16 protein-coding genes are annotated in these 21,127 nt (G+C 63.1%); 14 read left to right on the top strand and 2 right to left on the bottom strand.

Translation table 11 applies throughout. From position 1 onward, the window contains the following. The first annotated feature begins 54 nt into the window (after positions 1–54). The 7 genes from ACQ4MS_RS06540 to ACQ4MS_RS06510 all read left to right on the top strand — a co-directional run bounded on the left by ACQ4MS_RS06540 (position 55) and on the right by ACQ4MS_RS06510 (position 9,613). Entirely contained in the window at positions 55–2,442 is a 2,388-nt protein-coding gene (locus ACQ4MS_RS06540) for a TonB-dependent siderophore receptor (RefSeq protein WP_431098544.1), read from the top strand. An 87-nt stretch (positions 2,443–2,529) separates the two neighbouring features. Continuing rightward, positions 2,530–3,843 carry a lysine N(6)-hydroxylase/L-ornithine N(5)-oxygenase family protein gene (locus ACQ4MS_RS06535; protein WP_431098543.1) on the top strand — a complete coding sequence of 438 codons (1,314 nt, stop codon included), beginning with the start codon at positions 2,530–2,532 and terminating at the stop codon, positions 3,841–3,843. Between the two features lie 17 nt (positions 3,844–3,860). Beyond that, positions 3,861–5,099 (top strand): MFS transporter, encoded by a 1,239-nt coding sequence (locus tag ACQ4MS_RS06530; RefSeq protein ID WP_431098542.1) that lies wholly within the window; start codon positions 3,861–3,863, stop codon positions 5,097–5,099. Next, entirely contained in the window at positions 5,089–5,694 is a 606-nt protein-coding gene (locus ACQ4MS_RS06525) for a GNAT family N-acetyltransferase (protein WP_431098540.1), read from the top strand. Before ACQ4MS_RS06530 ends, ACQ4MS_RS06525 begins: the two co-directional genes overlap by 11 nt. Further along, the gene (locus ACQ4MS_RS06520) at positions 5,691–7,574 is read left to right on the top strand and encodes an IucA/IucC family protein (protein WP_431098539.1); all 1,884 of its coding nucleotides are present in this window, start codon (positions 5,691–5,693) and stop codon (positions 7,572–7,574) included. Before ACQ4MS_RS06525 ends, ACQ4MS_RS06520 begins: the two co-directional genes overlap by 4 nt. A gap of 8 nt (positions 7,575–7,582) precedes the next feature. Further along, positions 7,583–8,395 carry a siderophore ferric iron reductase gene (locus tag ACQ4MS_RS06515; RefSeq protein ID WP_431098537.1) on the top strand — a complete coding sequence of 271 codons (813 nt, stop codon included), beginning with the start codon at positions 7,583–7,585 and terminating at the stop codon, positions 8,393–8,395. Between the two features lie 72 nt (positions 8,396–8,467). Further along, complete coding sequence (locus ACQ4MS_RS06510) at positions 8,468–9,613, top strand: aromatic ring-hydroxylating oxygenase subunit alpha (protein ID WP_431098536.1); 1,146 nt, start codon at positions 8,468–8,470, stop codon at positions 9,611–9,613. A 295-nt stretch (positions 9,614–9,908) separates the two neighbouring features. On the opposite strand, the gene ACQ4MS_RS06505 is transcribed toward ACQ4MS_RS06510, so the two are convergent. Next, entirely contained in the window at positions 9,909–10,937 is a 1,029-nt protein-coding gene (locus ACQ4MS_RS06505) for a LacI family DNA-binding transcriptional regulator (RefSeq protein WP_431098534.1), read from the bottom strand. 308 nt (positions 10,938–11,245) lie between these two features. Here ACQ4MS_RS06505 and ACQ4MS_RS06500 point away from each other — a divergent pair, with 308 nt between their 5' ends. The 6 genes from ACQ4MS_RS06500 (at position 11,246) to ACQ4MS_RS06475 (ending at position 18,439) form a co-directional block, all read left to right on the top strand. Next, positions 11,246–11,428 (top strand): hypothetical protein, encoded by a 183-nt coding sequence (locus ACQ4MS_RS06500; protein ID WP_431098533.1) that lies wholly within the window; start codon positions 11,246–11,248, stop codon positions 11,426–11,428. Positions 11,429–11,480: 52 nt separating this feature from the next. Continuing rightward, positions 11,481–12,770 (top strand): ABC transporter substrate-binding protein, encoded by a 1,290-nt coding sequence (locus ACQ4MS_RS06495; protein WP_431098531.1) that lies wholly within the window; start codon positions 11,481–11,483, stop codon positions 12,768–12,770. Positions 12,771–12,909: 139 nt separating this feature from the next. Beyond that, on the top strand, positions 12,910–13,899 hold the full coding sequence (locus tag ACQ4MS_RS06490) for a carbohydrate ABC transporter permease (RefSeq protein WP_431098529.1): 990 nt from the start codon (positions 12,910–12,912) through the stop codon (positions 13,897–13,899). A 12-nt stretch (positions 13,900–13,911) separates the two neighbouring features. Beyond that, positions 13,912–14,967 (top strand): carbohydrate ABC transporter permease, encoded by a 1,056-nt coding sequence (locus ACQ4MS_RS06485; RefSeq protein WP_431098527.1) that lies wholly within the window; start codon positions 13,912–13,914, stop codon positions 14,965–14,967. 14 nt (positions 14,968–14,981) lie between these two features. Next, a complete protein-coding gene (locus ACQ4MS_RS06480; RefSeq protein WP_431098525.1) occupies positions 14,982–15,983 on the top strand; it encodes an ABC transporter ATP-binding protein in 1,002 nt (333 codons plus the stop codon). 32 nt (positions 15,984–16,015) lie between these two features. Then, positions 16,016–18,439 (top strand): TIM-barrel domain-containing protein, encoded by a 2,424-nt coding sequence (locus ACQ4MS_RS06475; RefSeq protein WP_431098524.1) that lies wholly within the window; start codon positions 16,016–16,018, stop codon positions 18,437–18,439. A gap of 563 nt (positions 18,440–19,002) precedes the next feature. Here the strand turns inward: ACQ4MS_RS06475 and ACQ4MS_RS06470 are convergent. After that, positions 19,003–19,908: a LysR substrate-binding domain-containing protein gene (locus tag ACQ4MS_RS06470; RefSeq protein ID WP_431098522.1), complete on the bottom strand. Its 906-nt coding sequence runs from the start codon at positions 19,906–19,908 to the stop codon at positions 19,003–19,005. A gap of 177 nt (positions 19,909–20,085) precedes the next feature. Here ACQ4MS_RS06470 and ACQ4MS_RS06465 point away from each other — a divergent pair, with 177 nt between their 5' ends. Next, the gene (locus ACQ4MS_RS06465) at positions 20,086–21,060 is read left to right on the top strand and encodes a Bug family tripartite tricarboxylate transporter substrate binding protein (protein ID WP_431098521.1); all 975 of its coding nucleotides are present in this window, start codon (positions 20,086–20,088) and stop codon (positions 21,058–21,060) included. Positions 21,061–21,127 lie beyond the last annotated feature (67 nt).

The raw sequence follows: 21,127 nt of genomic DNA, 5'->3' as shown, positions 1-21,127 counted from the left end.
CGTGCGTCTACATGAGAAGGATTCTTATTTAACCCCTTCTCGGAGATTGCACGCATGCCCCGTCCCCGCTTCCGCTTACCCCCGTTGGCCCTGGCTTTGGCCCTCGGAAGTACAGCGGCTTATTCCCAAACCACCGGCAGCGCACGTGTCTCCACACCGGTGCAGATCAGCATTGCGGTGCAGCCCTTGGCTCAGGCGCTCAACGACCTGGCGCAGCAGGCCCGGCTGGAGTTGATGGTTGAGCCGGCCCTGGTGGCGGGCAAGACGGCGCCAGCCGTGTCCGGCCAGTTGACGCCGCAGCAAGCGCTGGACCGGCTGCTGGCCGGCAGCGGCCTGGCGGCGGCCATTGACGGCAATGTGTTTGTCGTGAAGGCGGCTTCTGCCGCGCCGGGCACGCGGACCCTGCCGGTGGTGACCGTGACGGCCGACGCGGAGACCGCCACCAGCGGCGGCAATGGCTACGTCGCTAAACGCAGCGCTTCAGGTTCCAAGACCGATACACCCATCATAGAAACGCCCCAGTCCATTTCGGTGGTAACCAAGCAGCAACTGGAGGACCAGAAGCCGCGCAGCGTTCCCGAGGCGCTGAACTACGCGCCCGGCGTCTTCACCGGGCTGGTGGGTTCCTCCAACCGTTACGACTACGTGGCCCTGCGTGGTTTCAAGGACAGCAGCGTCGACAGCACCCTGCTGGACGGACTGCGCATGTTGAGCGACCAGGGCAGCTACACGTCGATGCAGGTGGACCCGTATTTCCTGGAGCGCATTGACGTGGTGCGGGGCCCGGCTTCCGTGCTGTATGGCCGCGCATCACCGGGCGGCCTGGTGGCGCTGACCAGCATGACCCCCCACTTCCAGCCTTACCGGGAAGTGCAGGTCACCACCGGCAACCGCAACCGGCGCGAAGCGGCAATCGATCTTTCGGGGCCTATCGACAAAGATGGTGTGGCGGCCTTCCGCCTGACGGCGCTGACACGCGCGCTCGATTCACAATTCAGTACGGTCAAGGAAGAGCGCCAGGCGATTGCCTCATCCCTGGCGATCCATCCGTCCAAAGACACGCGCCTGCTGTTGCAGGCTTATCTCCAGGACGACCCGGAAGGCAGTTATCACAGCGGGGTTCCAGCAGACGCCAGCCTTAACGCGAACCACAACGGCCGCCTGATTTCACGCTACTTCTTTGATGGAGATTCCAGTGTCGAGAAATACAAGCGCAAGCAGCGATTTTTCGGCTACCAGCTGGAGCATGCCTTCAACGATGCCTGGAAGTTCCGCCAGAACTTCCGCCACGTGACGGCGGACACCACGCTGCGCCAGATCTACGGCTTCGGATGGGCCAGCGCCAACGAGCTGACGCGTTTTTATTCCGGCGCTACGGAGTCAACACGCGGCAACACAGTCGATAACCAGCTCGAAGGCCACTTCCAGACGGGCGCATTCAAGCACACCCTGTTGACCGGGCTGGATTTCCAGAAGCGCCGCGTCAACGGAAGCTGGGAGTCGGGCAGCGCATTGCCCATCAACGTATTCAATCCGAGCTATGGCGCACCAGGCCTCACGGGTGTGACCCGCGACCCTATTGACCGCCATCTTGAGCAAACCGGCCTCTACCTGCAAAACCAGACGGAGCTGGACCGCTGGCGCTTCACGTTGGGTGGCCGCATGGACTGGGCCAAGGCTTCCAACCAGTATGGTGCGGGCAATCCGGCGCAGTGGAGCGGCTCAAAGTTCACGAAGCGTGCCGGTGTTGTCTACCTGTTTGACAACGGCGTCGCGCCCTATGTGGGCTACTCGGATGGCTTTAACCCCAGCCTGCGCAATGACCAGCGGGGCAACAACCTGCCACCGGCCGAAACCAGCCAGGTGGAAGTCGGCATCCGTTACCAGCCCAAGGGCTCGAACACTCTGCTGTCGGCGGCGGTGTACGACCTGTCGCAGAAGAATGTCGCCACCCGTCCGGTGGGTGCCACCTACTTTGAGCCAACCGGCAAGGTGCGCTCGCGGGGCCTGGAGCTGGAGGCGCGCTCGCAGTTGACGAGCAAGGTGTCGGTGCTGGCGAGCTACACCTATACCGACATGAAGTTCACCGAATCGTCGGACGGTTTCACCGGAAAAACACCCTACCAGGCGCCGCGTCACATGGCCTCGATCTGGGGCGACTGGAACTTCGCACAGGGCTACACCATGGGTGCGGGCGTGCGCCACGTGGGCTCCAGCTGGGTTGACAACGCCAACAGCATGAAGGTGCCGCCCTACACGCTGGTGGACCTGATGCTGCGCATAGACCTGGCCCAGCTGAACCCGTCGCTCAAAGGCGCCAACCTTCGCTTGAGCGTCAACAACCTCCTCGACAAAACCTATGTGGCGTCGTGCCTGAGCCAGCAGTATTGCTACTGGGGCGACGCCCGCAGCGTGAACGCGACCCTGACGTATCAGTGGTAGGGCGCGGCCCGGTGCCGTATCCGGCCCGGGCATTCTTTTGATCACCATGCGCCGGATGGCGTGCCAGAAATCAGGGAGTTCAGTGCAATGAGAAATGATGTCTATGACTTTATTGCCATCGGGCTTGGCCCTTTCAATTTGAGCCTGGCCTGTCTGGCGGAGCCGATCGCCGAGGTGAACGCAGTCTTTCTGGAACGCAATGCGGAATTCAATTGGCATCCCGGGATGCTGATCGACAACACTACGCTGCAAAACCCTTTCCTGGCCGACCTGGTGAGCCTGGCGGACCCCAAGAGCTGCTTCAGCTTCCTGAACTACTGCAAGGAAGAAGGGAAAATTTACTCGTACTACTTCCGTGAAAGCTTCTACCTGACACGGGCGGAGTACAACGCCTACTGCCGCTGGGCGGCGGCGCGGCTGTCCAAAGCCCGCTTCGAGTACGACGTGCAGGAGATCGTCCACGACATCGAGAACGGCTGCTATGTCGTGACCGGTGTACAGGGCCCGCAGCGCGAGCCCTTCATCATGCGCTGCCGGAAACTGGTTCTGGGCGTCGGCTCGAAGCCCCGTTTCCCCCAATGCTGCACACCGGACGGGCACCGCTACCTGCACACCGCCGACTACATCACACGCAAGGCCGAGCTGCAGAGAAAGCGCTCCATCACCGTCGTCGGCAGCGGACAGAGCGCGGCCGAGGTCTACCATGACCTGCTCAAGGAGGCCGGGGACCATGACTACAGCCTGACCTGGATCACCCGCTCCTCGCGCTTCTTCCAGATGGAGACCACCAAACTCACGCTGGAAATGTTCTCCCCGGACTACATCGACTACTTCTACAACCTCGACGACGGGAAAAAGGAGCGCATTGTTCGCGCGCAGGACAGCCTCTACAAGGGCGTGAACGCCAGCCTGATCAACCAGATCTACGACCTGCTCGACGACAGGCGAAAGCAGGGGCCGCTACGCACGCACCTCATCACCAATTGCGAGCTGCAGGGCTGCCGCTACGACGCGGAAAAGGGTTGTTACGACATCGAATTTCGCCAGCTTGACTGCGATGCGCGTTATGCGCACCGTAGCGAGGGGCTGGTGTTTGCCACCGGCTACCGCGAGAACATCCCGCCTTTCGTCGACGGCATTCGTCACCGCCTGCGCTGGGACGAACACGGGCGCTACCGGCTGGCGCGCAACTATGCCGCCGACTTCAACGGCAATGAGATCTTCGTGCAGAACGCCGGCCAGCACACCCACGGCATGACCAACCAGGACCTGGGCATGAGCTGCTACCGCAACTCCTACATCCTGCGCGAACTCACGGGTGTCGAGCACTACAAGATAGAGCGTCGCGTCGCGATCCAGGATTTCACCATTCCGTCCACCGCGGACTTCGTCCTGCTTTGAGGCTTGAGACGCACCCCATGAACCTCAGATTCCACATCATCACCATGACGGTGCTCGCCGTCATCAGTGACGCCATCCTGATCCCTTTCTACCCGCAGTTCTTCAGTGCGCGTTACGGGATCGACAGCCCCGTGCACGTGGGCGCCTACGTAGCGGCGATTTCCATCGCCGTGATGTGCACGCTGCCTTTCTGGGCGCGCGTGGCGCGCCGCGTCGAGCCACTGCACCTGCTGGTCTACACGCAGTTTGCGGCCGGCACTTTCAGCCTGCTGAGCGACTGGGCGCCCACCGTGGAAATCTACTGGGTGCTGTCGATGCTGATGTTCATGTGCAAGAGCAGCTACCTGCTGATGTACCCCTACATGATGCGCCTGACCCCCAAGGACCAGCATGCGGCAACCATTGGCATCCTGTCAGTGGTGGTTCACTTTGGCGCCATCTTCGGAGCGGTGGTGGGCGGCTTTGTGCTGCAGACCTGGGGGCCGCGCGCCAGTATTTTTGCCATGGCCGCCGGAGACTATTTCCAGATGGCAGTTTGCTTCTATCTAATCCGCAGCGGGAAAATCATCCGTGTCAACACCGGCGAGCAGGCGCTGGCGGAAGCGACCGAAGCGAAGCGCGTCGGCCTGCTGGCACGCCTGCCGGTACTGCGGCTCGCGCTGGTCATGCTGATGTTCGACTTCAGCGCCTACCTGATCCGCCCTTTCTTCGCGCTGTACTGGCAGAAGATCACCAGCAACGACAGTGAACTGCTGTCGGGCATGGCCTTCGCCATCCCGGGCGTGGTGGCCATCGTTGCATTGCGCCTGCATGCCTGGATACGGGCGCGCGGCGGTGAGCTGCCCGACCACACGGTGGGCAACCTGCTGCTGGGCGCGGCCGGCTTGCTGCTGCATGCAGCACCTGATCCTTTTCTGGTTGTGCTGGGGCGTGTGCTTTACGGCTGGGCCTTCTTCCAGATCATCGTCAAGCTCGAAGTCAACCTGTTCCGCCTCTCCACCCCCCAGCGCTATGCGCAGGACTACAGCATCACCAACTTCTTCCAGAACATGGGCGTGCTGCTGTCCTCGTTTGCGGCCGGCGCCATCGTCAACCAGTACGGGCTGCACGTGCCTTTCCTGCTGGCCGCCGGCGGTTTTGTGCTCACCGCGCTGCTGGACCGCCTGATCCTCAAGGTGCCCAGTGCAGGACACATGGATGAAGCCAGCAACGCCGCAAATTCCTCGCCATTGAAGGAGCCCGCCCATGCCAACTGATACGCTGCACCGCCGCGCCGACGCCGTGCAAAAGCCGTACCGCGACGAGGCCGGTTTTGTGTTCCTCCCGCTGCGGATACCGGACGACATCCCGACGCTGCACCGCTGGTTCACCCAGGAGCGCGCCGCCTTCTGGCTGATGCAGGAAAAAACAGAAGCAGAAGTGCGCGAGGCCTACCAACGCATGATGGATTCGGGCACTGCCACGCCCTACATCGGCTGGCACGAAGGCCGCCCGGCCTTTCTGGCCGAATGCTACGACCCCGCACAGGACCGCATCAAGGCCTTCTACGCAGTGCGGCCCGGCGACCTGGGCATGCACATCTTTATTGGGCCGCCCGAGCGGCGCATCGCCGGTTATTCGCGCACCGTGTTCCATGCGCTGATGCGCTTCATGTTCGAACACCTGGGCGCGCAGCGCATCGTCGTCGAGCCCGACGCCAGCAATCACAAGGTCCATGCCTTGAACCGGTCGGCAGGCTTCGCTTACGACCGTGATGTGGTCTTCCCCGAGAAGATCGCCAGCCTCGCCTTTTGCACACGGCGGGATTTTGAACAGGCTACGGCCGCCACCCTAGAGGAAGTCCATTCATGAACGTCACCATTGCCAACCAGATCGCGCACGAACCGGCGCAGTTCGCCGCCCACCTGACGCCTGAGGCCTGGGCCCAGGCCAACCGGCTGTTGCTGCGCAAGGCCATCGCCGAATACGCCCACGAACTCATCGTCGAGCCCGAACAGCTGCGCCCGCGCGAAGGCGGCTTTGCGCTGTACCAGCTGTTCTCGGATGACGGCACCGCCTGCTACCAGTTCGAGGCGCGTCGCCTGGCGCTGCGCCACTGGTTCATCAAGCCTGAATCCATCCACAAGTACCTGAAGGGCGCTGAGCAGCCGCTGGATGCGCTGCAGTTCATCATCGAGTGCCGACAGCGACTGGGCATACGCGAGGAGCTGCTGCCCATCTACCTCGACGAGATCAGCAGCACGCTTTTCGGCAGCGCCTACAAGCGCATGAAGGCCGACGCGCCCAGCAGCGCCCAGCTGGCGGACGCCACCGACTTCCAGGCCATCGAGGTCGCCATGACCGAAGGCCATCCAGGCTTTGTCGCCAACAACGGACGACTGGGATTTACGGCAGCTGATTACCAGGCCTATGCGCCGGAAGCGGGCTCTGAGATCCGCGTGATCTGGCTGGCCGTGCACAAGGACCATGCGGCTTTCTCCAGCATCTCCACACTCAGCTACGAACAGCTGCTGCTGGAAGAACTCGGCCAGGAGACGGTGGATGGCTTTACCCGCGAGGTCGCCGCGCTGGGCGTGAATCCTGCCGACTACAACTTCATGCCGGCGCACCCCTGGCAGTGGTTCAACAAGCTGTCGATTGCCTTCGCTGGTTATGTCGCCCAACGCAAGATCATCTGCCTGGCCTATGGCCGCGACAACTACATCGCCCAGCAGTCGATACGCACCTTTTTCAACACCAGCGACCGCAGCAAGCGTTACGTCAAGACCTCGCTGTCCATCCTGAACATGGGCTTCATGCGCGGTTTGTCACCGTATTACATGTCGGGCACGCCGGCCATCAACGAGTTCATCAAGGGCCTGGTGTCCGGCGATGCCTTCCTGCGCGCCAACGGTTTCACCATCCTGCAGGAGGTTGCCTCCATAGGCTTTCGTAACCACTACTACGAAGCCGCGATACCGGTTGATACGCCTTACAAAAAGATGTTCTCGGCGCTATGGCGCGAAAGCCCGCTGCCGCTGCTGAAGCCGGGCGAGCGCCTGATGACCATGGCCGCGCTGCTGCATGTCGACAAGGACGGCCATGCCCTGTTGCCGGAACTCATCCGCCGTTCGGGTCTGAGTACAAAGGCCTGGATGAAAAGCTATCTGCAGGCTTACCTGACGCCGCTGCTGCATTGCTTCTACAAGCACGACCTGACCTTCATGCCGCACGGCGAGAACCTGATCCTGGTGCTCGACAGGCATGTGCCGGTGCGCGCCATCATGAAAGACATCGCCGAAGAATGCGCCATCCTCAACATTGAAGCCAAGGCAACGCTGCCGGAGCGCGTCAATCGGCTGGCGGTCGATGTGCCCGACCACTTCAAGCTGCTGGGTATCTTCATCGACGTGTTCGACGGCGTGTTGCGCCACATCAACCAGGTACTGGTCGAAAACGCCTGCTGCAGCGAGGACGACTTCTGGAAATCGGTGGCTGATTGCGTGTCCGACTATGAAGACGGCCATCCCGAAATGGCCGCGAAGTTCGCGCACTACGACATGTTTGTGCCCGAGTTCCTGCATTCCTGCCTGAACCGGCTGCAGCTCGGCAACAACGTGCAGATGGTCAACCTGGCCGACCCCGCTTCCAGCCTGAAGATGGCCGGCAACCTCGTGAATCCGATTGCCGGATTGCGCCGCCGTGCCGCTTCCCGCGCCCAGGCGGAAACGGCCCTGGAAAGCGTTGCATGAGCCTGGACATGCGGGCAGAAGCATCGGCGCACGACAGCGCATCGATGCAGGCGTGGGCCTACGAGCCCGACGCTGACCTCGCCCGCGTGTTGAAACTGGCCGCACGCCTTGCACCCGCGCTGCGCGGCGAGCAGGGCGATGCGCCGCTCCCCGGCGCGCTGCGCCACGGCGATGGGGCGGTGTGCGGAACGAGCGCATTGCAGGCGTTGTGCCGTCATTGGGCGGACGCTTATCCGGAAGCCGGCGCTCACTATGTAGCGCTGCGTTGCTGGGGGCTGGCGATCTGGCAGCCTATCTATCTCTGTGTGATCGCCGCGCATCTTGATACAAACGTGCCTCGGCTTGCCGGCCTGGCGCAGCCCGTGGTGGACGGGTTTCCCAGCGGCTTTCAATTGCCGATGCATACCCCGTTGAAGGCCGCGGCGCTGCCTTCGCGCATTCGCCTCGCTGCGGATGAGTTACGCATTTTGTGTGACTCCACGCGCCGTGCGCTCATGCCCATGGTGGCGCTGCACGCTCGCGCCGCGGACCGGCTGCAAGCAGAGTGCGTGTTGGGTGCCTTGCTGTTGGTCCATCGCAGCATGCCCGGTCTGGGTGATGCCGAGGTCAGGGCGATCGGAGAGGACTGGCTGCTGCAGTTGGGCATTGCCGGAGGCTGCGGATTCTTTGCCTACCGTGCGCGTGACGGGACGCCTGCGCTCGCCCTCGACCGCAAGGTGTGCTGCCACTACTTTCGCCGCCATGACGGCGAGAAGTGCAGCACCTGTCCCAAGCTCCCGCTCGACAAGCGCATCGCCCGATTGCAGGCCGATCCTTCGTAGTCCGGGCCTTTGATTTCGCGATGAGGCCGTGCCGTTCAGGCCGGTGTGCTTCGCCACGCCCTGGAGAATTCCATGAACGATATCGCGCGCCTGGTGCATGTTCTGCCGGAAACCCCGCAATTGCCCGTCAGCGCCTATTTTGATGAGAGCCTGTTTGCGCGTGAGCAGGCATTGATTTTCGACAGGTCCGCCCGCTACCTCGGCCATGAAAAAGCCGTGCCGCAGGCTGGTGACTGGCGCCGGCTCGCGCAGGAAGGGGGAGGACGCGTGCTGGTGCGCAACCCCCAGGGCGTGGAGCTGCTGTCCAATGTCTGCCGTCACCGGCAGGCCCTGATCCTGGGCGGTGAAACCGGTGATGTGAGTGGGCCGGCCAATCCCAAAGGCAACCTGGCTGCGGCGGGCGGGAACATTGTCTGTCCCCTGCACCGCTGGACTTACAACAGCAATGGCGAGTTGCTGGGCGCGCCGCAGTTCGAGCAAAAGCCCTGCAAGAACCTGCAGCGCTTTCCCCTGCGCAACTGCCATGGCCTGCTGTTCGAAGGCGCACGCGATCCGGCAGAGGACATGGCGCCGCTGTTCAAACGGCCGGAGTTCGATTTCTCGGACTACGTGCTCGACCATGTGGAAGTGCACCAGTGCAATTACAACTGGAAGACCTTCATCGAGGTCTACCTCGAGGACTATCACGTTGCGCCGTTTCATCCCGGTCTGGGCAGCTTCGTCAGCTGCGATGACCTGACCTGGGATTTTGCCGACTGGTACAGCATGCAGCGTGTGGGCGTGCACGAGGCGCTGGACGCGCCGGGCTCGGACATCTACAGCGCCTGGCACGACCGCCTTCTGAACTACCGTACCGGGACGCCACCTGATTTCGGCGCGGTGTGGGTGACGTATTTCCCCACCCACATGATCGAGCTGTATCCGCACGTGCTGGTCCTGTCTACGCTTTACCCCAAGGGTCCGCAGGACACAGTCAATGTCGTGGAGTTCTACTATCCTGAGGAGATCGTGGCCTTCGAGCCCGAGTTCATCGAAGCGCACCGCGCGGCTTATATGGAAACCGCCAGGGAAGATGACGAGATCGGCGAGCGTATGGATGCGGGTCGCGGCGCCTTGCTCGCGCGAGGCGTTTCGGATGTGGGGCCCTACCAGTCACCGCTGGAAGATGGCATGCAACATTTTCACGGGTGGTACCGGCGGATGATGGGCGCGTTATGAAAGCCGGACCGGATTGCGGGATGCCGGCTGGCAGTCTGCATGCTATGAATTTCGTAGCTTTTCGCCCACGAATGTATTGGGCTTGAGCCGCTTTTTATGAAAAATCTCCGGTTCCCCGGTTTTTTGGCTGCGCTCAACTTCCCGCTCGACAAACCTGGCGCTGTCGACAATGTGCTGCGCGGTCGTTTGCCTGATGCGGGTGCCGGCTATGCGTACCGTGGTCGGGCCGGCTGCAGGCTGGTTTGAATGGGATATGGAAAGCAAGCTTTCCCGAAGGCGCGCAGGCCTGGCCGGTTCAGGTCTCGAGCGCAGCCGCCATGCGGTGGGGCATGAGGCGTTCGCGTGGCGCTTCGCCGCCCCACAGGCTCAGCATCAGGTCCACGATAGCCGGTCCGAAATCCTGATGCGGAATTTTGACCGAGGTGAGCCACGGGGCGAGCCAGGCGTTGATCGGGTTGCCGTCGATGCCGACCAGCTCGCAATCGCCGGGCACCCGGATCCCGTTCTCGCGGGCCACGCGGTGCACCCCATAGGCGACCTGGTCGCTGATGCACATCGCGCCACGCGGCCAGGCACTGGGCGCCGCGAACTGGGCCGCGGCGGCGTAGCCGATTTCCAGGTGCGAGATGCCCGGGGCCTCCACCTGACGGATCCGGTCGGCTGACAGGCCTCTGGCGGCGGCCCGCTCGCAGAAGCCCTGCACGCGTTCCCTGGTGGTGGACGATCCGCGCGACGGAAATACCACGGCCGGCGCGTCGATGCCGCGGTCGAGCAGGTAGTCTGCGGCGGCGGCGCCGGCCGCCAGGTTGTCCGGCCCCACGAAGGCGCAGGTGCCGAACGGGCTGCGCCGGCTTACGAAGACCATAGGCGCACCGCGCTCCACGAAGTCACGCAGGCCGGCACTGGGCTGAGCCGCGACCATCACGTAGCCCTGCACGACTTGCGAACGCATGGCGTTGAGATAGTCGTCCTGCAGCTCCGGCCGGTCGTGCGTGTCGCACAGGATCATCGTGTAGCCGGCCTCGCGCAACGCGGCCTCGGTGGAGGCGGCCAGCGTGGCCATCACCGGGTTGTCGAGGTTGGCGGCCAGCATTGCGACCAGGCGGCTCTCGCGGCTGCGTAGCGCGCGCCCCAGCTGGTTCGGGTGGTAGCCCACTGTCCTGATCGCCTCGCGTACGCGCGCCAGCGTTTCCGGCGAAGCCCGCCGGGTCTCGCCGTTCACGATGCGCGAGACGGTGGAGATGGAGACGCCGGCCTGCACGGCGACTTCGCTCAGCGAAACCGGGCCGACGCCCTTGCGCCTGCGCGGGGTGTCGTCGCTCATCGGTGTGGGCGGCAGGCCTGCCGGGTCTGGACGCCGCAGCGAATATCGGGTTGGCGCGAAGGCCGGTCATGCGGATGGCGGGGGGTGAGTCCGGCGAGTGGAAAGCGAAGCATCAATGGGTCGTATTTTGGAAAACAAGGGGCGGCGGCGGGCGGCCGGCCAACGGCGCGATCTGTGTGTGCCAAGACAACATATAACCGAGAAAACCGCGACTGACAAGTATGGCAAACGATTGCCAAGCTTTGGCAAACGTTTGCCATAATAGTCCAAAAGTGAGCAACGATCTCAAAAGAACGACACAAAACGACATGGTTTTCACCTCCAGCAGCACGCACAGCGACGGTAAGCCCCTGCCGATGCTCATGCTCGATCCGTATCTGCGGACCGAGGAAATGCTGACCCGAGGTGGAACGGATGCCGCGCTGGGTTCCGTCGCGCACCTTGAATCCCATTTCGGCTCCGTTGCACCTGCGGCCGACGCGCATTCCTGAAGCCGGCGACCGATCGGCCCCCACCCTTCCTTTTTTCCAGAAAGAGACAACCATGAACTTCCAGTTTCGTTCCTTCGCCAGGCACGCCACTCGCGCCGGCCTCCTGGGCGCCGCCGTCGCCACGTTCGCTACCAGCGCCTTCGCCGACATCCGGGTCATGTGTTACCAGGACGGCAATGAATGCGATGTCACGGCCGACCTCATCAAGCGCTACGAGGCCCAGAACGCCGGCGCCAAGGTCATCCTCGACATCGTGCCCTACAAGACGGTGGTCGAGCAGCTGCCCGTGCAGCTCGCGGCCGGGCAGGGACCCGACATCGCGCGTGTCGCCGAGATCGGCGGCCTGTCGAAAAACTACATCGATATCAGCGCCCATGTGAAGGACCGCAAGTACTGGGAAGACAACTTCGGCAGCACCTTGCCCTGGATGCGCAACAAGGCGGGCGACAAGGGCATCTACGGTTTCCTGTCGCAGATGACCATGACTGGCCCCTTCGTCAACAAGACCCTGTTTGAGCAGGCCAAGGTGCCGATGCCCGGCCCCAAGGCCACCTGGGAAGAGTGGGCCGATGCGGCACGCAAGGTGGCCAAGGCCACGCAGACCCCGGCCGCCATGGCCTGGGACCGCTCGGGTCACCGCTTCGCGGGCCCTGCAGTCAGCTACGGTGCGAAGATTTTCGACGCCAAGGGAAACCTCACGGTGGATGCGGGCTACAAGAACGCTGTGGGCAAGTTCGTTGCCTGGCACAAGGACGGCACCATGCTGAAGGATGTCTGGGGCGGCTCGGGCGGCTCCAGCTATGCCGATGCGGTGGGCGAGTTCAAGAACGGCCGCGTGGTGATGATTTTGTCGGGCTCATGGCAGATCAACCGCATGCAAAAGGAAATCGGCAACGCCTTTGACTGGGTCGCCGTGCCCAACCCTTGCGGTCCTGCCGCCTGCTCGGGCATGCCCGGTGGCGCGGCCTGGGTGGCGCTGAAAACCACCAAATCGCCGAAGGAGGTGGGCCACTTCCTGGACTTCATGGCGCAGGAAGCCAACGTCGCTGAATTCGCTTCCCGCACCAACAACATCCCGGCCCATGCCGGCGTAGCAAAAAAAGGCGTGAGCTATCCGAGTGCCGGCCCCGCGGCGCGGGCGGCGCTGGAGACGTTCACCAGCGGCACCTCCACCATCGCGCAGCCGGCCTATGCACTGCAAGGCTACAAGTACAACCGTGCCCTGATGCTGCCGACCGTGACCCGCGTCACCCAGGCCATCGTGGGGGAAATCAGCGTCGACGAGGCCGTGACCAAGATCGGCACCGACATGGCCGAAGCGGTCAAGCAAGCCGAGAAATAGGCGCACCCCCGTGGCGCGCACTGCGTGCGCGCCTCCCCCTTGCAGGGGGCGACACCTGCGGCCTGGCGGAGCCAGTTCCGCGCTGTCACTGGCATAAGGCAATGCGCTAGCGGCGTCATAGGTACAGATCGGAGTCGGTATGTCGGTTTTTTCCGCCTTCCTGGGCTTTTTGTTCAACCTGTTCGAGCCGGTCTTCCGGCTGGGCCAGAAATGGCTGGGTGCTTCGCGCATCGGCTGGTTGTTCGTCGGACCCAACCTGGTGGTGATCAGCATCTTCACCTTTTTGCCCATCGTGGTGAACCTGGTGTATGCAGTGACGGGCGGGGTGAATTTGCTGCCCACGCAGCGGCCGTTCACGGGGCTGGAGAACTTCGCCATCCTGCTTGAATGCCGTGACTACACCGACCTGCAGACCTGCCGCACCGACATCTTCTGGCGCTCCATCGCCAACACGGTGAAATTCAGCCTGATCCAGGTGGCCTTGATGGTGTTCTTCTCGCTGGTCACGGCCCTGGTGCTGAACCGCAAGATCGTCGGCCGCGGTTTCTGGCGCGGCGTGTTCTTCTACCCCGTGCTGCTGTCGCCGGTGGTGGTGGCGCTGATCTGGAAATGGCTGCTGCAAAGCCAGGGCGTGTTCAATGCCGGGCTGGTGGCCATGGGTGCCTCGCCCATGGACTGGTTGCTGGACCGGCACTGGGCTTTTTTCTGGGTCGTGGTGGTGTCGATCTGGGCCCACATGGGGTTCTACACGCTGATCCTGCTGGCCGGCCTGCAGGCCATCCCGAAGGATGTGTATGAAGCCGCCGAGATGGATGCCGCGCCGCCATTCCGCGTGCTGCGGCGCATCACGTTGCCGTTGCTCATGCCCAACCTGATCGTGGTGCTGGTGCTCGTGATGATCCGCGCGGTACAGAGCTTTGACGAAGTGTTTGTGCTCACAGGCGGCGGACCGGGCTCAGCCACCACCTTCATCGTGCAGTACATCTACCAGACCGGTTTTGCCGAGCAGATCCACCTCTACGGCCTGGCCGCCGCGGCCTCGCTGATCCTGGCCGCCGGCCTGATGGCCCTGACGCTCGCGCAACTGCGGTTGTCCAAAGCCGGCGAGGCCGGAAAAATCAAGAAGTAAGGAAAAAAAGCGATGGCAAATTTCCTGACTCGCACCAGGGGTCACAAATACGGCGGCACCAGCCTGCATTGGACCGACTGGGTCTCCTACGCCTACCTGCTGGCCGGCCTCCTCGTGATGTTCGGCCCGGTCCTGTGGCTTGTGATGTCGTCCTTCAAGACCGAAAGCGCGCTGAGCCAGTTTCCACCGACCTTTCTGCCTTACAGCCAGAAGGAAGCTGTGGTGGCGGGTTACGACAAGCCTTTGCCGCTGTTCATGGCCAAGGACGAGTCGGGCCGCGTCCGTGAACTGGCGCAGGTGCGCCGCATAGGACTGGTCGCCACTATGGTCGACCCGGCGGCGCCGCAGACCGAACTGCGCGTGAACATCAATGACCGCAAGCCGGTGAATGAGCTCAAGTTCGCCGGCGGCAACTACACCGAGCTGTTCGGCAAGTTCGCCTTCGGTACTTACCTGTGGAACAGCGTGTTCATCACCGTGGTGGCCACCATCCTCACGCTGCTGTTCAACTCAATGGCGGCGTTCGCGCTGTCCAAGTACCAGTTCACCGGGCAAAAGACAGTGTTCGTTCTGATTATCGCCACGCTGATGATCCCGCCCACCATCATTCTGGTGCCCGCCTTCCTGGTGATCTCGGAATTGAACCTGCTGAACAACCTCTGGGGCGTGATCCTGCCCGCGGTGGCCACGCCCACCGGCGTCTTCCTGCTGCGCCAGTACATGCTGACCATTCCCGACGAACTGCTGGAGGCCGCGCGCATGGACAACGCCAGCGAGTGGCGCATCTACTGGAAGATCATCCTGCCGCTGGCCGCGCCGGCCATGGCGGTGCTGGCCATCTTCTCGTTCATGTGGCGCTGGAACGATTTTCTCTGGCCGCTGATCGTGCTGTCCAAGTCGGAGCACTTCACCTTGCAGCTCGCGCTCAACGCCTTCCAGGGTGAACTCAACACGCAGTGGCACTACCTGCTGGCGATGACCGTGATTACCCTGATCCCGATCACCCTGGTCTTCGCCTTCCTGCAGAAATACATCGCCACCGGCATTGCCAGCGCCGGCGTCAAATAACCGAGGACTCTTCCGTGGCCACTCTTGAACTCGCCAGCGTCGTTAAAACCTTCGACAAAATCACCATCATCCACGGCGTGGATCTGACCGTTTCCGACGGTGAATTTGTGGTCTTCGTCGGCCCCTCAGGCTGCGGAAAATCCACCCTGCTGCGCATCATCTCGGGCCTGGAGCCCGCCAGCGCCGGCGACATACGCATCGACGGCCAGCGCGTCAACGAGGTCAGCGCTGCGCACCGCGGCTGCTCCATGGTGTTCCAGTCCTATGCGCTGTACCCGCACATGAGCGTCTACGACAACATGGCCTTTGGCCTGGAAAACCTGGGCGTGGCCAAGGCGGTGATCGAAAGCAAGGTCAACGCCGCCGCCACCATGCTGCAACTTACGCCGCTGCTGCAGCGAAAGCCCACCCAGCTCTCCGGCGGACAGCGCCAGCGCGTGGCCATAGGCCGCTCCATCGTGCGCGAACCCAAGCTGTTTTTGTTCGACGAGCCGCTGTCCAATCTGGACGCCGAACTCCGTGTTTCCATGCGCGCCGAGATCCGCGACCTGCACGCCCGCCTGGGCGCGACCATGATTTACGTCACTCACGACCAGGTCGAGGCCATGACCATGGCCGACAAGATCGTGGTGCTGCGTGCCGGCCGCATCGAGCAGGTCGGCTCGCCGCTGGAGCTGTACAACAAGCCCTGCAACCAGTTCGTGGCCGGCTTCATCGGCAGCCCGCGCATGAACTTCGTGCCGGTGGCGCAGATGCCCGGCGCCAGGCCCGGCACCTCCACCGTGGGCATACGGCCCGAGCACGCACAACTGTCCAACGACGGTCCGCTGCAGATGAAGGTATCGCAGGTCGAGCAACTGGGAAGTACCAGCATCCTGCATGGCAATGTGGTGCCCGATGCGCCTTTCGAAGTCATCCTGGGTGGACAGACCAGCATCCAGCGCGGCGACACCGTCAAGGTGACCGCTCCTTCGGAGCACCTGCATTTCTTTGACCAGAACGGCTTGCGTCTTTGAGCGCCGTACCTTCCCTATCTGACCCGCTGACCATGCGCCTGGACCATCCCCCCGTATTCGCCCTGCAATCCCGCAACGACAACCACCTTGTGCTGGCCAGCGACGACGGCGCCGTGGCCCACATTTGGGTGCTCGAAGAAGACATCGTCCGCGTGCTGGTGCTGCCGCAAGGCAAGCTGCAAATGCCGCGCAGCTGGACGGTGGCGCCCGGCCTGGAAAACCTGCCCGTCGAAGGCCGTGACCGTTTTGACGTGAGCGGCTTTTCCTTGCCCGCGTTCGAGCTCAAGGAAGAGGGCGCGCAATTGCAAATCACCACGCGTGCTGTGCGCCTGACCGTCGCGCTCAAAGGTTTTTTCTGCCGCTGGGAAAGCCTGCACCAGGGCCGTTGGCAAGCTACTGCCGCCGACCGTTCCACGCAAAGCTACAACTTCGGCTGGTGGGATGAAAAGGTCTACCACTACCTGCAGCGTGACCGCGGTGAAGCTTACTTCGGCCTGGGCGAGCGCGCCGGCGACGCCAACCGCGCCGGCCAGCGTTACCGCATGTGCAACCTGGATCCCATGGGCTACAGCGCGCGCAGCACCGACCCGCTGTACAAACACATCCCGTTCTACATCACGCGAAAATCAGGTGATGGTGGCGAGCAGGACGCGGGCCTTTGTTATGGCTTGTTCTACGACACCCTGTCCGACTGCAGCTTCGACATGGGCCGCGAGATGGACAACTACCACGGCCACTACCGCTACTTTGTGGCCGACCATGGCGACCTCGACCTGTATTACATCGCCGGCGACGGCCCGGCGGCCATCACGCGCCGCTACACATGGCTGACCGGCCGGCCCATCTTTCCGCCGCGCTACGCGCTCGGTTACTCGGGCTCGACCATGAGCTACACCGACGCGCCGAACGCGCAGGAGCGCATGGGTGAGTTCCTCGAGCGCTGCGAAGAACACGACATTCCCTGCGACTCCTTCCACCTGTCCTCGGGCTACACCTCGATAGGCGACGGCCGCTATGTCTTCAACTGGAATCGCGAGAAATTTCCTGAACCCGCACGCTTTGTGAAGAGCTACCTGGACCGCGGCGTGCGCCTGGTACCCAACATCAAGCCCGCGCTGCTCGGCAACCACCCGCGTTTCGAAGAGGCCAGGCAGGCCGGCCTGCTGGTGCAGGACCCGGACGGCCAACCCACCGCCATCCAGTTCTGGGACGGCACCGGCGCCTACCTCGACTTCACAAACCCCAAGACCATCGCCTGGTGGAAGCAGCAGGTCACGGAGCAGTTGCTCGAATACGGCATTCCAGCCACCTGGAACGACAACAACGAGTACGAGATCTGGAGCGACAAGGCGCTGGCCCACGGCTTCGGTGCGCCGCGGCCTGCGCGCGAGACGCGCCCGCTGCAGACCCTGCTGATGATGCAGGCCTCGCACGCCGCGCAGACCGAGTTCGCGCCCGAGGAACGGCCCTACCTGGTGTCGCGCTCCGGCGCCGCCGGCATGCAGCGGTATGTGCAGACCTGGTCGGGCGACAACTACACGGCTTGGGAAACGCTGCGCTACAACATCCGCATGGGCCTGGGCCTGGCAATGTCCGGCGTCTCCAACACCGGCCACGACATCGGCGGCTTCTCAGGCCCAGCGCCGGGCCCTGAGTTGTTGGTGCGTTGGGTGCAGCACGGCATCTTTCTGCCGCGCTTCAGCATCCATTCATGGAATGACGACAAAACCGTCAATGAACCCTGGATGTACCCTGAAGCGACGCCCCAGGTACGCGAACTGATTCGCCTGCGCTACCGGCTCATGCCTTACCTGTACGACCTGGTGTGGCGTTACCACAGCGCTTATGAGCCCATCATCCGGCCCACCTACCACGACTTCCCCGAGGATGCGCGCTGCCTGGAAGAAAACGACGACATGCTGCTGGGTGCCAATTTGCTGGCGGCGGCGGTGGTTGAACCCGGCCAGACCGAGCGTCGCGTTTGGTTGCCCGGCACCGGCGGTTGGTACGACGCACACACGGCACGGCATCTGGACGCCGGCCAATGGGTGGCGCTGGAAGCGCCGCTGGATGGTCCACCTCCGCTGCTTGCGCGCGAAGGCTGCGCCATTCCGCTAAACCTCGGTGAGATCCATTTTGCGAAAACCGAAGATGTGCGCGGCTTCCAGGTGTTCCCCTTCAAGGGCCACGGCAGTTTTGAGGCCACGTGTTTTGAAGACGACGGCCACACCCAGGCCTGGCGCAGCGGCGCGTATGGGCAGTGGCGCCTGCGCGTCGAGTCCACCGCACATGGCCTGCGCATCGCGGTTTCCCGCGAGGGCGCGCGGCCGCCTGAGCAAGACAGTCTCATCTTGTTGTTGCCGGCGGCAGAACGGCGTGCGCTGGTTTTTGCCGGCGCAACGCTGCTGCAGGATCAGCCGGAAGGCGCCTGGCGGCGGCTGACATTGAAGCTCTGAGCCGGTACCAGGGTCGGCTGTGGCCCAGATGCCCCGCGACCCGGCATTGCGGACCACCCCGCTTGAGGCAACGCCATGATAGCGAGACTCCAACGTACGGAAGTGTGATGCGGCAGTTGTGGCACGTCCTTTGCATGCTGCCCTGCAGTGACGACATTCACTACGGAAGGCTTCAAATGTTGGACCTGATCTTGCGACCCCTTGCATCTGTCGGCCTGGCGGCTGCTTTCACAACAACCGGCCTACACGCCTCAGACGTCGTCGCAGGCCGCCCAGCCAGTCCAGCCAGCCAAACGCAAGCCCCGCGTGCGCCGGAGGCCAAGGGCAAGCCGGCGAAAACCGGGGCCACGGCAAAACGCACGCTGGGTATAAACCCGGCGATGCCGCTTTGGGAAGGCCCCTGGGGTCCTCACCATTGAGGTGGACTTCGACGGAATTTGTGACTTAGCCCATTGCACTCTCCGGCGTCTCCGGTTTGATTGGCCGAGAGCAGCAACTTTGCGCGTTGATCAGTCTCTGGACCACGCCGCCTCTGCCTCATTCACCTGGCCGCCGCCGGAGCGTCAAGGGGAAGGCGGCGACTGGCTCGTCAACCACTGGCGCAGCGATTGGATTACGGGCGCCTTGGCGCGCTCGTTCGTCGTCACCAGAAAGTAACTGCGCGGCGAAATAAAGGGCTTGTCATTCAGCTTGACCAGGCGCCCGGTCTGCAGTGCCGATGCGCTCACATAGTCCGGCACCAATGCGACACCCAGACCGGCCTCCGCTGCCGTCAATGCAAGCGACAGCAGACCGTAGTGGGCGCCCGGCATCGGGACTTCTACAGATGCGCCCAGCTGCCGCAGGTAGGCCGGCCATGAGTTGGGGACCATGCTCTGGTGCAGCAAGGGCAGCGCTGCCATTTGCGTGCCCGTTAGCGGCGCCGCCAGCCGGCTCAGCGTGGGCGCCGCAAGAGGAAAGGAGTGCAAGGGGTGTAGCAGGTCGGCCACGCAGCCGGGCTCCGGCCCTTCGCAGTAGACGATGGCCGCGTCCAGCCCTGAGTCGCGCATGCTGATGGGCCCGGTATGCGTGGCCACGTCCAGCTGGATTTGCCGGTGCGCGATGGCGAAGGCGCACAGCCGAGGCATGGCCCACAGCCTGCCAAAGGTGGTGGGCACAGACAGCCGCAGTATCTTGCCTGGCATGGAGCCCATGGACGCGGCGATGGTCGCTGACTCCAGCTCGTCCAGCAGGGTTCGCACCCGCCGCAGGTAGCTCGCACCGTCAACCGTCAGCTCCATCCCGCTAGTTGTGCGCCGGCACAGGGCAACGCCGACAAAGCCCTCCAGGTCCGACAGCTGGCGGCTCACCGCGCTTTGCGTGAGGCCCAGTTCATCCGCTGCGGCAGTGATGCTCAGGCGCCGTGCAATCACCTCGAAGGTGTTGAGGTTGACGATGGAGGGCAGGTGGCGCTGCGTCGGATATTTCATGGTGGGTGCGGCCATTATTGGCATGGCATCCGTTCGCCCGCAATGAAAATGACTATGCGGGCATGAAATAAATGCAAGGGGGTATGCGGTTATTCCGTTGGACAGTCCGGCGCTCATGCTTGATATTCAGGGCGCCCTAGTGGGCAGCCCATCAAGAACAGAACGTTGGAGTCACAGATGCTGAAATTTCAAACACGCCTTGCGCTGCTGTTGGCGGCGGCCGCGCTGGCTGGCCCCGTCCTGGCGGCGGACTGGCCGACCGCCCAGCCCGTCAAGCTGATCGTACCCTCGGCCGCCGGCGGCACGCCCGACCAGACCAGTCGCAAGCTGGCCAACTACCTGCAGGACAAACTCAAGCAATCGGTGACCGTCGATAACCGCCCCGGCGCGTTAGGCACCATTGCAATGCTGGCGGTGGCCAAAGCCCAGCCCGATGGCTACACGCTGGGCTTCGGCAACATCGTGACCATGGCGATCAACCGCAGCCTGATTCGCAAGATGCCTTACAACCCCGACAAGGACCTGGTGCCAGTGGCAGTGCTCTCGCAGGTGCCCAATGTGCTGGTGGTCCGCCAGGGTTTTCCTGCGACCTCGGTGCGCGACCTGATCATCGCCGCCAAGAGCAAGCCGGGTCACTTCAACATGGGCTCGGGCGGCAACGGCACGACCAGCCACCTCAGCGGCGAAATCCTCAAGGATAAGGCCGGTATCAGCTTCAACCACATCCCCTACAAAGGTGCCCCGCAGGCGCAGACTGACCTGATCGGCGGGCAGATCGATTTCATGTTCGACAACCTGCCGTCCATGCTGAGCGCCATCCAGGCAGGCAGGGTGCGCCCGCTTGCGGTTACCAGCAAACGGCGCTCGGCGATGCTGCCCAATGTGCCGACCATGGAAGAAGCGGGCATTGCAGGCTTCGAGGTGGTGGCCTGGGGCGGCATTGTGGCACCGGCTGGCACGCCTCGGCCGGTGATCCTGCGCCTGAACCGCGAGATCAACAATTGGCTGCAGGCGCCTGCGACCAAGGCCGAAATGGCGCAAGTGGGGCAGGTCGCGCTGGGGGGAACGCCCGAGTTTTTCAAGACGCATATCGACAGCGAGGTAAAAAAATGGGGTGACGTCATCCGCAACGCCGGAGTGCAGCTTGACTGAGCGTGCCCTGCCTTCTCGTGTAGACCTGCTGCTGCGTGTCTGCCATTCGTTCCACGCCCGGTTGCGC

The sequence above is a fragment of the Polaromonas aquatica genome (assembly GCF_050626995.1).
In the GTDB taxonomy this organism is placed as follows: domain Bacteria; phylum Pseudomonadota; class Gammaproteobacteria; order Burkholderiales; family Burkholderiaceae_C; genus Polaromonas; species Polaromonas aquatica_A.
The sequence above is the reverse complement of the archived record's forward strand: the minus strand, read 5'-3'. Positions and strand labels throughout refer to the sequence as shown.

Excerpts from the sequence above, each read along its gene's own strand:
- ACQ4MS_RS06515 (WP_431098537.1), top strand. The coding sequence starts at position 7,583 with ATGCGGGCAGAAGCATCGGCGCACGACAGCGCATCGATGCAGGCGTGG.
- ACQ4MS_RS06500 (WP_431098533.1), top strand. The coding sequence starts at position 11,246 with ATGGTTTTCACCTCCAGCAGCACGCACAGCGACGGTAAGCCCCTGCCG.
- ACQ4MS_RS06465 (WP_431098521.1), top strand. The coding sequence starts at position 20,086 with ATGCTGAAATTTCAAACACGCCTTGCGCTGCTGTTGGCGGCGGCCGCG.
- ACQ4MS_RS06510 (WP_431098536.1), top strand. The coding sequence starts at position 8,468 with ATGAACGATATCGCGCGCCTGGTGCATGTTCTGCCGGAAACCCCGCAA.
- ACQ4MS_RS06540 (WP_431098544.1), top strand. The coding sequence starts at position 55 with ATGCCCCGTCCCCGCTTCCGCTTACCCCCGTTGGCCCTGGCTTTGGCC.
- ACQ4MS_RS06505 (WP_431098534.1), bottom strand. The coding sequence starts at position 10,937 with ATGAGCGACGACACCCCGCGCAGGCGCAAGGGCGTCGGCCCGGTTTCG.
- ACQ4MS_RS06475 (WP_431098524.1), top strand. The coding sequence starts at position 16,016 with ATGCGCCTGGACCATCCCCCCGTATTCGCCCTGCAATCCCGCAACGAC.
- ACQ4MS_RS06530 (WP_431098542.1), top strand. The coding sequence starts at position 3,861 with ATGAACCTCAGATTCCACATCATCACCATGACGGTGCTCGCCGTCATC.
- ACQ4MS_RS06485 (WP_431098527.1), top strand. The coding sequence starts at position 13,912 with ATGGCAAATTTCCTGACTCGCACCAGGGGTCACAAATACGGCGGCACC.
- ACQ4MS_RS06520 (WP_431098539.1), top strand. The coding sequence starts at position 5,691 with ATGAACGTCACCATTGCCAACCAGATCGCGCACGAACCGGCGCAGTTC.
- ACQ4MS_RS06470 (WP_431098522.1), bottom strand. The coding sequence starts at position 19,908 with ATGAAATATCCGACGCAGCGCCACCTGCCCTCCATCGTCAACCTCAAC.
- ACQ4MS_RS06535 (WP_431098543.1), top strand. The coding sequence starts at position 2,530 with ATGAGAAATGATGTCTATGACTTTATTGCCATCGGGCTTGGCCCTTTC.
- ACQ4MS_RS06525 (WP_431098540.1), top strand. The coding sequence starts at position 5,089 with ATGCCAACTGATACGCTGCACCGCCGCGCCGACGCCGTGCAAAAGCCG.
- ACQ4MS_RS06495 (WP_431098531.1), top strand. The coding sequence starts at position 11,481 with ATGAACTTCCAGTTTCGTTCCTTCGCCAGGCACGCCACTCGCGCCGGC.
- ACQ4MS_RS06490 (WP_431098529.1), top strand. The coding sequence starts at position 12,910 with ATGTCGGTTTTTTCCGCCTTCCTGGGCTTTTTGTTCAACCTGTTCGAG.